The following is a 13186-nucleotide window of genomic DNA, read 5'->3' as shown; positions in this document are numbered from 1 at the left end:
CGACCGGCTGGTTACCGCGTCGAGCGCCGGGAACACCCCTGATCCGTGTTCCACTCGCGCCGAGAGCCCGGGCGATCCCCTCGCCCGGGCTCTCGATCTCTCGGACCGGATGGTCCTGCGGGGCCGGCAGCGGGACTCGAACCCGCAACCCCCGTATTACAAGTACGGTGCGCTACCAATTGCGCCATGCCGGCGGACGCGCCCACTCTACCGGGGCGCGTCCGGGGTCACTCCTTCGCCTCGAAGTTCAGCGAGATGGAGTTCATGCAGTAGCGGTCACCGGTCGGCGTGCCGAAGCCGTCCGGGAACACGTGCCCGAGGTGCGAGCCACAGTTCGCGCAGCGGACCTCGGTACGGACCATGCCGAGGGACTTGTCCTCGATGAGCTGCACGGCGTCCGGGTCGACCGACTCGTAGAAGGACGGCCAGCCGCAGCCGGAGTCGAACTTCGTACCGCTCTTGAACAGCTCCTTGCCGCACGCCGCACACGTGTAGACACCGGCACGCTCCTCGTCGAGGAGCTCACCGGTCCACGGGCGCTCCGTACCGGCCTGCCGGAGGACGGCGTACTGGTCCGGGGAGAGCTCCTCGCGCCACTGGGCGTCGGACTTGTCGACGTTGTACGTCATGTGTTCCTCCTGCTTCCGGCCGGGCTTCGACGGGGCACCCGGCCACCTCAGTAAACTCGCGACGATGTCCGAGCATTCCGTGCACCACGCCCGCTGGGACCGTCTGACGACGGACGAACTGTACGGCATCGTCGTCCTCCGGAACCGCGTGTTCGCGCTCGAACAGCGGGTCACCGGCGTGGACTTCGACGGCCGCGACCGCGAGGCGGACACGGAGCACTGGTGGTTCGGAGCGGACGCCGATCCGGTCGGGTACCTGCGGCTGATCCGCCCGGCGCCGGGCGAGCCCCACCCCGAGGGTGGCGTGCCACCGGCGTGGGTGATCGGCCGGGTCGCCACGCACCCGGACCACCGCGGGCAGGGGATCGCCGGTCGACTCGTCGCCGCGGTGCTCGAGGCACACGGGCACGACCCGTTCGTCCTGCACGCCCAGGAGTACGTCGCAGCACTCTACGAACGGCACGGCTTCGTCCGCTTCGGGTCGCCCTACGACGAGGCCGGCATCCGCCACGTCGGCATGTACCGCCCGTGACCGACACCCGGGCGCGCTACGCCGCGTACGCCGACCGCATCGCCGCGGTCTCGCCGTCGTACGCCGCGTGGGCGCGGTCGCTCGACGACGACCTCGTCGCGCTCCTCGACGCGGTCCCGGAGCAGCAGCGGCAGCCCGAGCTGTTCTTCGCGGTCGCCCGGCGCTTCGGTGCGGACCCTGCGGACCCGGATGCGCTCCGCGCGGTCGGCCTGGAGGCGCGCCCCGCCCTGGTCGCGGCCCTCGCCACCGCCACGGTGCAGGCCAACGACCCGCGTCGCCTCGGTCCGGTCGTGCCGGTCCTGCAGGCGCTCGCCGCCGCGACCGAGCGTCCGCTGGGGCTCGTCGACGCGGGAGCAGCCGCCGGGCTCTGCTCGGTCCCGGACCACGTGACGCTCGACCACGTCCTCACCGACGCCGCCCGCACGCCCGGTCGCACCCCGCTGCCGGCGCCGCACCCCGGTGCCGCGGGGCGCGACGTGCGCGGCGGGGTGCGACCCGAGCGCGTCCGGGTGCACACGGCGGTCGCCGAGCCGTCGGTGCACCTCACGGTCGCGGTCTCCGGCGTGGTGCCCGCGCCGCGTGCGACCCCGATCCGGATCGGCGCGCGGGTCGCCCTCGACCCGAACCCGATCGACCTGGCCGAGCACGGGGCGTTCGACCGGCTGGTCGAGGCCGTCCCGCCCGAGGCGACGGACCGGACCGCCCTGATGCGCGAGGCGGCGCTGGCGACGCGAGCCGCGCCTCCCGTCCGGATCAGGGGAGCGCTGCCGGGTGACCTCGACCGCGCACTCGACGCCCTGCCGGACCACGTCGAGCCGGTGGTGATGACCACCGGGACCCTCGTCTACGTGCCGGGCGTGGGTCGGCAGCGGGTGGTCGACCGGCTCCGGGAGCGCGGGGTGCACTGGATCGCCCTCGAACGGACGGGGATCCTGGCGGGCGTCGCGGAGACGCTGCCCGGCGACGTGGACCCGAACGACCCGGACGCCTTCGCGACGCTCTCGCTCGACGGGACCGCCCTCGCCGTCTCCGACCCCTTCGGCACACGGGTGCGGTGGTTCCGCGAACCGAACCTGTGACCGGTGTTCGCGACAGTCCAGCGGCGTGCCAGGGTGCGGCCCCGTCACACCCCTACGATGTGCGAGACCCGTTACCGGACCGTGATCGGACAGCAGTGACCGCCCTCCCCGCCGACGAGCTCAGCGAGCTCGCGAAGCACGTGCTCGCGTTCGAGCACGACCGGGCGCGGCACGACCGCACGAAGGAAGCGGAGATCCGGGTCGAGTTCGACATGTCGCCGGCGCGGTACTACCAGGTGCTCAACCGTGTGATCGACTCGCCCGCGGCGCTCGCGTACGACCCGCTGCTCGTCACCCGGCTGCAGCGGCTGCGGCACGCCCGCACCAGTGCCCGCGCGACCCGCAGCTTCGTCGCACCCGGCGCCATCCCCGAAGGACGTGAAGAGGAACGATGACGACGAGACACCCCCGCGACCGGTTCGACGACGTCACCGAGGGTCCCCGGGTCGGCGCGCACCGCGGGGCGCAGCGGCGGGGGCGCGGCTGGATCGCGTTCGCCTGGGCCGCCCTCGCGACCGGTGTCCTCGTCGGTCTCGGCGTGCTCGTCCTCGCCCTGCTCAACGACAGTTACTCCTTCCCGGGGTCGAGCTCGTCGACCGCCCCGTCGTCGTCGTCCTCGGCGTCGGCGCCGGCCACCACGGGCAGCGCGAAGCCCACCGCGACCCCGTCCGCGCCCGCCGCGGCGACCCCGGCCGACCAGGGCTCGACGAGCGTCGTCGTGCTGAACGGCACGACGACCTCCGGGCTCGCGGCGAAGGCCCGCACGGCGCTGACGGCCGCCGGGTGGAAGGTCACGTCGACCGGCGACGCGGGCACCACCGGGACGACCGCGACGATCGTGTACTACCAGCAGGCGTCGCAGGCCGCGGTGGCGCAGGGCATCGCCAAGTCGCTCGGCACGAGGGCCGTGCAGCGCTCGGCGGCGTTCCCGAACGCGGACGTGAGCGTCGTGCTCGGTGCGGACTACGCGGGCTGACACGCCCTTTGTGACGCTCGTGTTTCGGGAACGTTGCATTCCGACGGAATCCACGTGAAAGAACGTCACACCTCTTGCCACCTCCCCGGTGTTCGGTCAGAGTCGTGCGCAGACGGCGAGGACGTCGTCAGCATCAGCACCACCGCAGGGAGCAAGAGATCATGGCCAACGGAACCGTGAAGTGGTTCAACGCCGAGAAGGGCTTCGGCTTCATCACCGTCGATGGAGGGGGCCAGGACGTGTTCGTGCACTACTCGGCAATCGACATGTCGGGCTACAAGGTCCTCGAAGAGGGCCAGGCAGTGACGTTCGACGTCGGCACCGGGTCGAAGGGGCCGCAGGCGGAGTCCGTCCGTCCCGCCTGAGCCGTCGACACCGGCACCACTGCGAACGCGCCGTCCCCGTCGGGGGCGGCGCGTTCGCCGTGTGCCGGATGTGCTCGCTCGGTGGTGGGTGCGGTGCGGTGGGGGCGACCGTCCCACCGGCGCGGGGTGTGCTGGGAACTCGCGCCGCGCCTCCCGGCTGTGTTGCACTCGCACCCGGCGAGTGCCAGAATCGGCGTTGGCACTCGCTCACGCTGAGTGCCAGCACGACCCCCATGACGACGTCCGGGAGGGACGAGAAACTCACATGGCTAAGATCATTGCTTTCGACGAGGAGGCCCGCCGCGGCCTCGAGCGCGGCCTCAACCAGCTGGCCGACGCCGTGAAGGTGACGCTCGGCCCGCGCGGCCGCAACGTCGTCCTCGAGAAGAAGTGGGGCGCCCCCACGATCACGAACGACGGTGTCTCCATCGCCAAGGAGATCGAGCTCGACGACCCGTACGAGAAGATCGGTGCGGAGCTCGTCAAGGAGGTCGCGAAGAAGACCGACGACGTCGCCGGTGACGGCACGACGACCGCGACCGTGCTCGCCCAGGCGCTCGTCCGCGAGGGCCTCCGCAACGTCGCCGCCGGTGCCGACCCCGTGTCGCTCAAGCGCGGCATCGAGAAGGCCGTCAAGGCCGTCTCGGACCAGCTCCTCGAGAACGCCAAGGAGATCGAGACCAAGGACCAGATCGCCGCCACCGCGTCGATCTCCGCCGCTGACCCGACCATCGGCGAGCTCATCGCCGAGGCGATCGACAAGGTCGGCAAGGAAGGCGTCGTCACGGTCGAGGAGTCGAACACCTTCGGCACCGAGCTCGAGCTCACCGAGGGCATGCGCTTCGACAAGGGCTACCTGTCGCAGTACTTCGTGACCGACCCCGAGCGTCAGGAAGCCGTCTTCGAGGACGCCTACATCCTGATCGTCAACTCGAAGATCTCGAACATCAAGGACCTGCTGCCGGTCGTCGACAAGGTGATCCAGGCGGGCAAGCAGCTCCTCATCATCGCCGAGGACGTCGACGGCGAGGCCCTGGCCACGCTCGTCGTGAACAAGATCCGCGGCATCTTCAAGTCCGTCGCCGTCAAGGCCCCGGGCTTCGGCGACCGCCGCAAGGCCATGCTGCAGGACATCGCGATCCTCACCGGCGGCCAGGTCATCTCGGAAGAGGTCGGCCTCAAGCTCGAGAACGCGACGCTCGACCTCCTCGGTCGTGCCCGCAAGGTCGTCATCACCAAGGACGAGACCACGATCGTCGAGGGTGCCGGCGACGCCGAGCAGATCGCCGGCCGTGTCCGCCAGATCCGCTCCGAGATCGAGGCGACCGACTCCGACTACGACCGCGAGAAGCTCCAGGAGCGCCTCGCGAAGCTCGCCGGTGGCGTCGCCGTCATCAAGGCGGGTGCCGCGACCGAGGTCGAGCTCAAGGAGCGCAAGCACCGCATCGAGGACGCCGTCCGCAACGCCAAGGCTGCCGTCGAGGAGGGCATCGTCGCCGGTGGTGGCGTCGCGCTCATCCAGGCCGGTGCCGTCGCGCTCGACGGTCTGCAGCTCGAGGGTGACGAGGCGACCGGTGCGAACATCGTCCGCGTCGCGATCGACGCGCCGCTCAAGCAGATCGCGCTGAACGCCGGCATGGAGCCCGGCGTCGTCGCCGCGAAGGTCCGCGAGCTCGAGTCCGGTTGGGGCCTCAACGCCGCCACCGGTGAGTACGTCGACCTGGTCGCCGCCGGCATCATCGACCCGGCCAAGGTCACGCGCTCGGCGCTGCAGAACGCTGCGTCGATCGCCGGTCTGTTCCTCACGACCGAGGCCGTCGTCGCCGACAAGCCCGAGAAGTCCCCGGCCATGCCGGCCGGCGACCCGACGGGTGGCATGGACTTCTAGGTCCCGCTAGCCGGAAGGGCCCCGCACGCTGCGCGTGCGGGGCCCTTCCGCGTGCCGGGGGTCGGCGGGCCCGCCTGCCCCGCCTGCCCCGCGAGCGGGCACTTTCCGTCACGCTCGGCGTCGGTCGGCGACGACTTCTGCCCGCACCCCGGAACGCACGCGGCATGTCCTGCACGGTCGAGACCGCGGGCCGTCCCGCACAGGAGGCGCGACCACCGTCGTTCTCCACAGCCCGTCCGGCTCGTGGTCGCTTCAGCACGATGGCCACCGACGATGTCCGGCATGTCGAAGCCGTCGCCGCTACCCGTTCCGTTCGGCCAGAGCACCTTCCGTGTGAGTACCGCCCTGCGTGCGGGGATCCCGCCCGAACGGCTGCGTCGGGCCGACCTCTTCGCCCCGATCCACGGCGTCCGCGCTCCGGTGGGGGCGGTCGTCGGACCGATCGAGGCGGTCGCGGCAGTGCTCCGACCCGGCCAGCGGTTCAGCCACGTCACTGCCGCGCGCATCTGGGGCGGCCCGCTCCCGGCGGTGTTCCGGCACGACGACACCGTGCACGTCTCCTCCGAGGGCGACACGGCGATGCGACGGACCGGGGTCGTCGGACACCGCCTGCCCGGTCCGCAGGTCGAGGCCACGGTCGGGCCGGTGAGCAGCCCGGCCCAGACCTGGTTCGAATGCGCGGGCATGCTCGCACCGAACGACCTCGTGGCGCTCGGCGACCACATGGTCGGACGCGCCGGGCTCGCGACCGTCGAGGACCTCGTCGCCACGATCCGCCCTGGTGGCAGGGGAGTCCGCACTGCTCGGGCGGCGCTCGGGCGCATCCGCGTGGGCTCGGAGTCAGCGATGGAGACACATCTCCGCCTCGCGGTCGTCGACGCGGGCTTCCCCGAGCCGCAGCTCAACATCGACGTGCGTGGTGCCGCGGGGGAGTTCCTCGGCAGGGTGGACATGGCCTGGCCCGACTACCGCATCGCGTTGGAGTACGACGGCGACCACCACCGCGATCGAGATGCGTTCCGCCGTGATCAGCGCCGTCGGAACGGGTTCGTCGTCAACGGCTGGCTCGTGATCCATGCGACGGCGGTCGACGCAGCTCGTCCGGCCGTGCTCTTCGAGCGTCTTCGACAGTCCTTCGCCGAACGAGCGGGCAGGACACGCCGCACGTGAGTTGTCTCGCGGACAGAAGTCGTCGCCGAGGGACGCCGAGGGTGACAGATGTTGCACGCTCGGGAAGGGGAAGGGGAAGGGGAAGGGGAAGGGGAAGAGGGGGAGGCCCCGGGGGTCAGGGCTTGACGGGGGTGGGGGTGTAGTCGCGGGGGAGGAGGGGGAGCCAGACGCGGAAGGTCGCGCCGCCGCCCTCGGTGTCGAAGACCTCGACCGAGCCGTTGTGCGCCTGCACGATGCCCGAGACGATCGCGAGCCCGAGGCCGGACCCACCGGTGTCCCGCGCGCGCGAGGTGTCGGCACGCCAGAAGCGCTGGAAGATCTTGTCGCGCAGCTGCGGCGGGATGCCCTCGCCGTGGTCGATGACGTCGATGTGCGCCATGCCGCGGTCGTCGTCCACGCCGATGCCGATCTCGATCGGGTCGTCCTGCGCCGTGAAGCGCATCGCGTTCCCCATCAGGTTGGTGATGACCTGGCGGATCTTGTTCTCCTCGGCCAGGACGATCGGCGGTCGCTGCGGCAGCACGACGGTGGGCAGCGGGGTGGTCTCGTCGGTCGGGGCCACGGTGCCGTCGAGGTCCATCGCGCGGTTGCGGCGGGCACGGAGGCGGGCGATGGTCTGGCGGGAGAACGCGATCGGGCCCGTGGTGTTCGCCGACATCGGGGACGAGGGGGCGCCAGGGCTCGAGACCTTGCCGAGGTCGAGGCCACCGTCGACCGACCCGCGCGGGCGGACGGCCTGCGGCACGCTCTCGCCGGTGTTCGCGTCCTCGACCAACACCTGGATCTCGCGGTCGGGGTTCGACGCCATGGTGTCGAGCGCGGAGTCGCGGGCGATCGCCACGAGGTCGACCGGGCCGAGCTCGAGCGGCTTCGACTCGTCGATGCGGGCGAGCTGCAGCAGGTCCTGCACGAGCAGGCCCATGCGCTGGGCTTCCTTCTCGATGCGCTCCATCGCCTGGGCGACGTCCTCGTCCTTGCGGAGCGCGCCCATCCGGTAGAGCTCGGCGTACCCCCGGAGCGACACGAGCGGCGTCCGGAGTTCGTGCGAGGCGTCCCCGACGAAGCGGCGCATCTGGTCGATGGTGCGCTGCCGGTCCTCGAACGCGGAGTCGATCCGTTCGAGCATCGAGTTGAGGGAGCGGTTCAGCCGCCCGACCTCGGTGTTCGGGGTGTCCTCTTCGAGACGCTGGTTGAAGTCGCCGGCGGCGAACCGGGCAGCGGTGTCCTCGACGTCGCGCAGCGGGTCGAACGTGGCCGTGACGAGGAGCCGGGTGAGCATCGCACCGAGCAGGATCACCGAGATGCCGAACCCGAGGAAGATGACCGTGAAACGCGCGATGGTCTGGTCGGTGTCGGCGCTCGACACCGCGACGAGGACGAACCCGGTCTCGGTGGTGCCGCTCGACTGGTTCTGCAGCGCCGCCGGGATCACCTGTGCACGCCACTCGTGGTTGTGCTGGCTGTCGTAGAGCGAGAACCGCTGTGTGCTCTGCGCGGCGGCGGAGAAGTCGAGCTGACGGATGTCCGGCCGGCTGGAGGCCTTCGTCGCGCAGATCTTGTCGCCCTTGGCGTCGTACGCGGCGACGTAGGCGCTCTGCGACAGGACGACGGAGAGCCGGCAGTACTGCTGCCCGTCGCTGATGTTCTGACCCTCGAGCTGCTCGGTGGTCTGGGTCACGCTCTTGTCGAGCTGCGCCATGAGGTAGGTCGACAGCACGGTCATCGTGCCGAGCCCCGCGACGAGGAGCCCGAGCGCGACCAGGAGCACCGTGATCCCGGTGATCTTGGTGCGCAGGGAGATCCCGTCCCACCAGCGGCTCATTCGCGTGTGCATGCTGTCCCAACAGTAAGCGGCGGCCGCCCGGCGAAACCGGACGACCGCCGAGAGCGTGATCCCCTCGAGCCGAGGGTCAGGACGCCTTGGACGCCTTGAGCATGTAGCCGAAGCCGCGCTTGGTCTGGATGATCGGCTCGGCCGAGTACTGGTCGAGCTTGCGGCGCAGGTACGAGATGTACGACTCGACGATGCCCGCGTCGCCGTTGAAGTCGTACTCCCACACGTGGTCGAGGATCTGCGCCTTCGACAGCACGCGGTTCGGGTTGAGCATGAGGTAGCGGAGCAGCTTGAACTCGGTCGGGGAGAGCTCGATCTGCGCGTCGCCGATGGTGACCTCGTGCGTGTCCTGGTCCATCGTGAGCTCGCCAGCGCGGATGATCGCGTCTTCTTCGTCGTTCATGGTGCGACGGAGGATGGCCTTGATACGGGCGACGATCTCGTCGAGCGAGAAGGGCTTGGTGACGTAGTCGTCGCCGCCGACGGTGAGGCCGGTGATCTTGTCCTCGGTGTCGTCCTTCGCCGTGAGGAACAGGATCGGCGAGGTGTACCCGGAGGACCGGAGGCGCTTGGTGACGCCGAACCCGTTCATGTCCGGCAGCATGACGTCGAGGATGATCAGGTCGGGCTCCTCCTCGAGCACGGCGGAGATCGCCTGCGCCCCGTTGCCCACCGCGCGCACGGCGAAGCCGGCGAACCGCAGCGAGGTCGTCAGGAGGTCTCGGATGTTCGGTTCGTCGTCGACGATCAGGATCTTGGGGCCATCGCTCATGCCCCTATCTTCTGACCGTTCCCTCGTGGTTTCCTGAGAGCCCCGCGAACGTCAGCCGACGGGGGTCTGGATCTGGTCGGCGTCGAGGATCGTGTACGAGTAGCCCTGCTCGGCGAGGAACCGCTGCCGGTTCTGCGCGAAGTCCTGGTCGACGGTGTCGCGGGTCACGAGCGTGTAGAACGACGCCGGCAGGCCGTCCTTGTTCGGGCGCAGGAGTCGGCCGAGACGCTGGGCCTCTTCCTGCCGCGACCCGAACGACCCGGACACCTGGATCGCGACCGTGGCGTCCGGCAGGTCGACCGAGAAGTTCGCGACCTTGGACACCACGAGCACGTCGATCGTCCCCTCGCGGAAGGCCTGGTAGAGCCGTTCGCGCTCGTCGACCGGGGTCGAGCCCGTGATCTCGGCCGCGTCCAGCGACTCCGCCAACTCGTCGAGCTGGTCGATGTACTGGCCGATGACGAGGATCTGCTCGCCGCGGTGCTTCTCGATGAGCTCGCGCACGACCGGGATCTTCGCCGGCGAGGTCGCGGCCAGGCGGTACCGCTCGTCGTCGCTCGACGCCGCGTACTCGAGGCGGTCCTGGTGCTCGAGGTCGATCCGGACCTCGTAGCAGGAGGCCGGGGAGATGTAGCCCTGTGCCTCGATCTCCTTCCACGGGGCGTCGTAGCGCTTCGGCCCGATGAGCGAGAAGACGTCGCCCTCGCGCCCGTCCTCGCGCACCAGGGTCGCGGTGAGCCCGAGCCGCCGACGGGCCTGCAGGTCGGCGGTGAGCTTGAACACCGGGGCCGGGAGCAGGTGCACCTCGTCGTAGACGACGAGGCCCCAGTCGAGCGCGTCGAGCAGCGACAGGTGCGTGTACTCGCCCTTCCGCCGCGCGGTGAGGATCTGGTACGTCGCGATGGTGACCGGCTTGATCTCCTTGACGCTGCCCGAGTACTCGCCGATCTCGTCCTCGGTGAGGGTGGTCCGGCGGAGCAGCTCGTTCCGCCACTGCCGTGCCGAGACGGTGTTCGTCACGAGGATGAGCGTGGTCGCCTTCACGGTGGCCATCGCGCCGGCGCCGACGAGGGTCTTGCCCGCACCGCAGGGGAGCACGACGACGCCGGAGCCCTGCGCGAAGAAGGTGTCCACCGCCTGCTCCTGGTAGGGCCGGAGGTGCCAGTCGGCGGTCTCGAGGTCGATCGCGTGCGGCTGCCCCGGGGTGTAGCCCGCCAGGTCCTCCGCCGGCCAGCCGAGCTTCACGAGCTCCTGCTTGACCTGCCCGCGCGCCCACGGCAGCAGCTCGATCTCCTCGGGCGAACGTTGGTCGCCGAGCAGCGGCTTGATGCGCTTCGACCGGACGACCTCGGCCAGGATCGACGGCTCGGTCGACGTGAGCAGGAGCACGGGCTGCCGCTCGAGCTCCTCGCTCGGTGAGTTCGCGATCGCCGGGGCGTCGGGGCGCTCCTCGCGCCGGATCACGAGGCGTCCGTAGCGGGACACCGTGTCGCGGATGTCCACCGTCACGCTCTGCGGGACCGGGAACTTGGCGAAGCGTTCGAGCGTGCCGATCATGCCCTCGGCGTCGTGGCCGGCGGCCCGGGCGTTCCACAGGCCGAGCCGCGTGATCCGGTACGTGTGCACGTGCTCGGGGGCGCGTTCGAGCTCGGCGAAGGCCGCGAGCTCGTGGCGCGCGTCCTCGGCGTCGGGGTGTGCCACCTCGAGGAGCACCGTGCGGTCGCTCTGCACGATCAGCGGTCCGTTCATGACGGATGAGCCTATGCCGCGCGGCTGGACGACGGTGCGTCCGGGTGCGCCTGTGGACTAGGCGTCGCTCTCCACGGCCACGACGAGGGAGAGCGGCAGGGTGCGCTCGACGTCGACGCCCGTGTCCCGCCCACGCACGCGGCCGGCCGCGACCGACGTCGGGACGATGGAGAACGGCCGCTCCGAGCCGTCCGGCATCCGCACCGTCAGCCGGATCGGCGTCTTGCCACGGACGGCGAGGTCGATCTGCCGACCCAGCCACTCCTGCTCCGGCTCCGCCTCGCCGCGCTCGGTGGTCAGTCTGAGCCGCTCCACGAGCGCGTGCGCGGCCTGGTCCGGTGAGCGGCCGCCGCCACGGCGCCGGACGGGAGGCGCGGCGCCCTCGAGCGGGCGGGCGGCGGTCGCCAGCACCGCCGGGTACCGCTGCTCCTCCAGCGCCGCGTGGACCGCCTGCGGCGGGTGCCGGGTCACCAGGGTCGCGAGGTCGCTGCGCTCCCACGCGAACTGCCGGAGCTCGGCGTCGACGCCGACGAGGTCGAGCTGGTCGGCCGAACCGTGCACGGTCGCACCGATGCCGTCCGGCCCGACGTCGACCACGACGCTGCCGTCGCGCGAGGCCACCTGGTCGACGAGGTACGACAGTGGCTGCGGGACGCCGGTCGCCGACAGACGGTCGAGCAGCGCGAGCACGCCGTCGCGGGTCATCCCGTCGCGCATCGCCCGGCGCAGCGAGTCCTCGGACACGCGGTACCGCGCGGCGAGCCCGGGCGCCTCGAGCACCGCCACGCCGCGGAGGGCGTCGTCGTCCGCCGGGGTCAGCGGGCCCGGCGCGATCACCGTCAGGTCGTGCTGCAGGTAGACGGAGTCGACCGTCTGCGGGAGGTCCGCCGCGGCGGGTCCGGCGTCGCCGTCGAGCAACGCACGCCCCGTCGAGGTCAGGACCCCGTCCACCGTCAGGCCGAGTGCCTCGGCCGTCCCGGCGACGTCGAGCAGCACCGCGTCGAGCCACCGGGCACCGGCCGGGTAGGCATCGCGACCCACGGCCACCAGGTCGTGCAGGTCGTCGCCTGCTGCGGACAGCACCGCGGGCACGGCGGGATCGAGCGAGTCCTGCCACGCCGTCACGAGCGTCGCCCACCGGTCCGGCCAGCTCGCGACGAGCCAGGTCGCTCCGGCGGGGGTCGTCCGCCAGGTGCCCTCGCCCGCGACGGTGAAGCCCACGCGGTCGAGCAGGGCGAGGCGACCGGGCACGACCTCGGCCTCGGCGCCGGCGCGCTCGCCGAGGGTCCGGGCGAGCGGGGTGCCGATGCCGCCCTTGACCAGTTCACGCACCGCGCCCTCGCGCACCGCGCGGAGGAGCTCGGCGAGGACCGTCATCGTGGCGAAGCCGCGCTCCGCACCGGTGGTGCGCGCGCGCTCGTCGTCGGCCCCCTCGCGGACGCTGGCCGCGGGGCGGCGGTGAGTCGCGCCTCCCGGCAGTGCCGCGACGTCCGGGTGCGCGGCCAGACGGGCCGTCACCGCGTCGTCCACCCCGCCCTCCTCGTCCGCCAGGCCGAGCGCGACCGCCGGTCCGAGCGCGTCCGGGTCGCCACCGCCGTCCCGCAGGGCGAGCAGCGTCGCGCGCGGCAGGTGCTCGATCGCGGCGTCCACCGCGTCGTCGGCGCGCAGCGCCTCGGCGAGGTCGAAGAAGTCGGCGATGTGCTGGGGCCCGCTCTCGGCCAGCGTGGCAGCGGGCAGCCGCCGGGCGACGACGAGCCGTTCGAGGGCGTCGTCCGGCATCGCCCGCAACCGGGCGGCCAGGTCAGCGGTGGTCGTCATCGTCCGCCGCTCGTCGTTCCCGCGGTCCTCAGCGCGCCGTCCGGTTCTCGCGGGCACGCCGGGTCCAGGTGAGACCGAGGAGGACGAAGACGAGCACCATCCCGATCGGGAAGCCGATCAGCGGGATCGCCATGACCACCGGCCAGGGCATCGATCCGGAGGCGCTCGGCGCCGTCAGCCACATCACGATCATCGCCGCCATGCAGAGGAACGCGGCGATGAAGATCCCGCCGACCATGAAGGCGAGTGCACGTTCGGTACGATTGAACGTCACCGGGGGTTCTGCAGAGTCCTGCGTGTTCCCGGTGGATCGGGTCGGCTTGGCCATCGGCCCAGGATAGCTTGGCATCAGCCCAGGATGTCCGACGCACCAC

At 71.3% G+C, this 13186-nt stretch carries 13 protein-coding genes and 1 tRNA gene; 7 read left to right on the top strand and 7 right to left on the bottom strand.

Annotation, left to right across the window (positions count from 1 at the left end; translation table 11 throughout):
• Positions 1–121: 121 nt before the first annotated feature.
• Together ACY3FI_RS14245 and msrB are read right to left on the bottom strand one after the other, a co-directional pair.
• Positions 122–194 (bottom strand) — tRNA-Thr (locus ACY3FI_RS14245).
• A 33-nt stretch (positions 195–227) separates the two neighbouring features.
• On the bottom strand, positions 228–629 hold the full coding sequence (msrB, locus tag ACY3FI_RS14240) for a peptide-methionine (R)-S-oxide reductase MsrB (RefSeq protein ID WP_462548232.1): 402 nt from the start codon (positions 627–629) through the stop codon (positions 228–230).
• A 64-nt stretch (positions 630–693) separates the two neighbouring features.
• Between msrB and ACY3FI_RS14235 the strand changes: the two genes are divergently transcribed.
• The 7 genes from ACY3FI_RS14235 to ACY3FI_RS14205 all read left to right on the top strand — a co-directional run bounded on the left by ACY3FI_RS14235 (position 694) and on the right by ACY3FI_RS14205 (position 6639).
• Positions 694–1161 carry a GNAT family N-acetyltransferase gene (locus tag ACY3FI_RS14235; RefSeq protein WP_462548231.1) on the top strand — a complete coding sequence of 156 codons (468 nt, stop codon included), beginning with the start codon at positions 694–696 and terminating at the stop codon, positions 1159–1161.
• Positions 1158–2240 carry a DUF2332 family protein gene (locus ACY3FI_RS14230; protein ID WP_462548229.1) on the top strand — a complete coding sequence of 361 codons (1083 nt, stop codon included), beginning with the start codon at positions 1158–1160 and terminating at the stop codon, positions 2238–2240. Before ACY3FI_RS14235 ends, ACY3FI_RS14230 begins: the two co-directional genes overlap by 4 nt.
• 95 nt (positions 2241–2335) lie before the next feature.
• A complete protein-coding gene (locus ACY3FI_RS14225; protein WP_462548227.1) occupies positions 2336–2635 on the top strand; it encodes a DUF3263 domain-containing protein in 300 nt (99 codons plus the stop codon).
• Positions 2632–3216, top strand: coding sequence for a LytR C-terminal domain-containing protein (locus ACY3FI_RS14220; RefSeq protein ID WP_462548226.1), 585 nt, complete (start codon positions 2632–2634; stop codon positions 3214–3216). The genes ACY3FI_RS14225 and ACY3FI_RS14220 overlap by 4 nt, the downstream gene beginning before the upstream one ends.
• A 161-nt stretch (positions 3217–3377) precedes the next feature.
• Positions 3378–3581 carry a cold-shock protein gene (locus tag ACY3FI_RS14215; protein ID WP_022903461.1) on the top strand — a complete coding sequence of 68 codons (204 nt, stop codon included), beginning with the start codon at positions 3378–3380 and terminating at the stop codon, positions 3579–3581.
• Between the two features lie 265 nt (positions 3582–3846).
• Positions 3847–5469: a chaperonin GroEL gene (gene groL, locus ACY3FI_RS14210; RefSeq protein WP_462548223.1), complete on the top strand. Its 1623-nt coding sequence runs from the start codon at positions 3847–3849 to the stop codon at positions 5467–5469.
• Between the two features lie 333 nt (positions 5470–5802).
• Positions 5803–6639, top strand: a complete 837-nt coding sequence (locus ACY3FI_RS14205) for a putative endonuclease domain-containing protein (protein WP_462548221.1) — start codon at positions 5803–5805, stop codon at positions 6637–6639.
• A 115-nt stretch (positions 6640–6754) separates the two neighbouring features.
• On the opposite strand, the gene ACY3FI_RS14200 is transcribed toward ACY3FI_RS14205, so the two are convergent.
• The 5 genes from ACY3FI_RS14200 to ACY3FI_RS14180 all read right to left on the bottom strand — a co-directional run bounded on the left by ACY3FI_RS14200 (position 6755) and on the right by ACY3FI_RS14180 (position 13140).
• Entirely contained in the window at positions 6755–8461 is a 1707-nt protein-coding gene (locus ACY3FI_RS14200) for a sensor histidine kinase (RefSeq protein ID WP_462548219.1), read from the bottom strand.
• 88 nt (positions 8462–8549) lie between these two features.
• Positions 8550–9245 (bottom strand): response regulator transcription factor, encoded by a 696-nt coding sequence (locus tag ACY3FI_RS14195; protein WP_017888045.1) that lies wholly within the window; start codon positions 9243–9245, stop codon positions 8550–8552.
• A gap of 51 nt (positions 9246–9296) precedes the next feature.
• Complete coding sequence (locus ACY3FI_RS14190) at positions 9297–10994, bottom strand: DNA repair helicase XPB (RefSeq protein ID WP_462548215.1); 1698 nt, start codon at positions 10992–10994, stop codon at positions 9297–9299.
• 57 nt (positions 10995–11051) lie between these two features.
• Positions 11052–12812 carry a helicase-associated domain-containing protein gene (locus tag ACY3FI_RS14185; protein ID WP_462548214.1) on the bottom strand — a complete coding sequence of 587 codons (1761 nt, stop codon included), beginning with the start codon at positions 12810–12812 and terminating at the stop codon, positions 11052–11054.
• Positions 12813–12840: 28 nt separating this feature from the next.
• On the bottom strand, positions 12841–13140 hold the full coding sequence (locus ACY3FI_RS14180) for a hypothetical protein (protein ID WP_462548212.1): 300 nt from the start codon (positions 13138–13140) through the stop codon (positions 12841–12843).
• Positions 13141–13186 lie beyond the last annotated feature (46 nt).

The organism is Curtobacterium sp. RM9, assembly GCF_054956955.1.
This window is presented reverse-complemented; position numbering and strand designations above follow the sequence as displayed.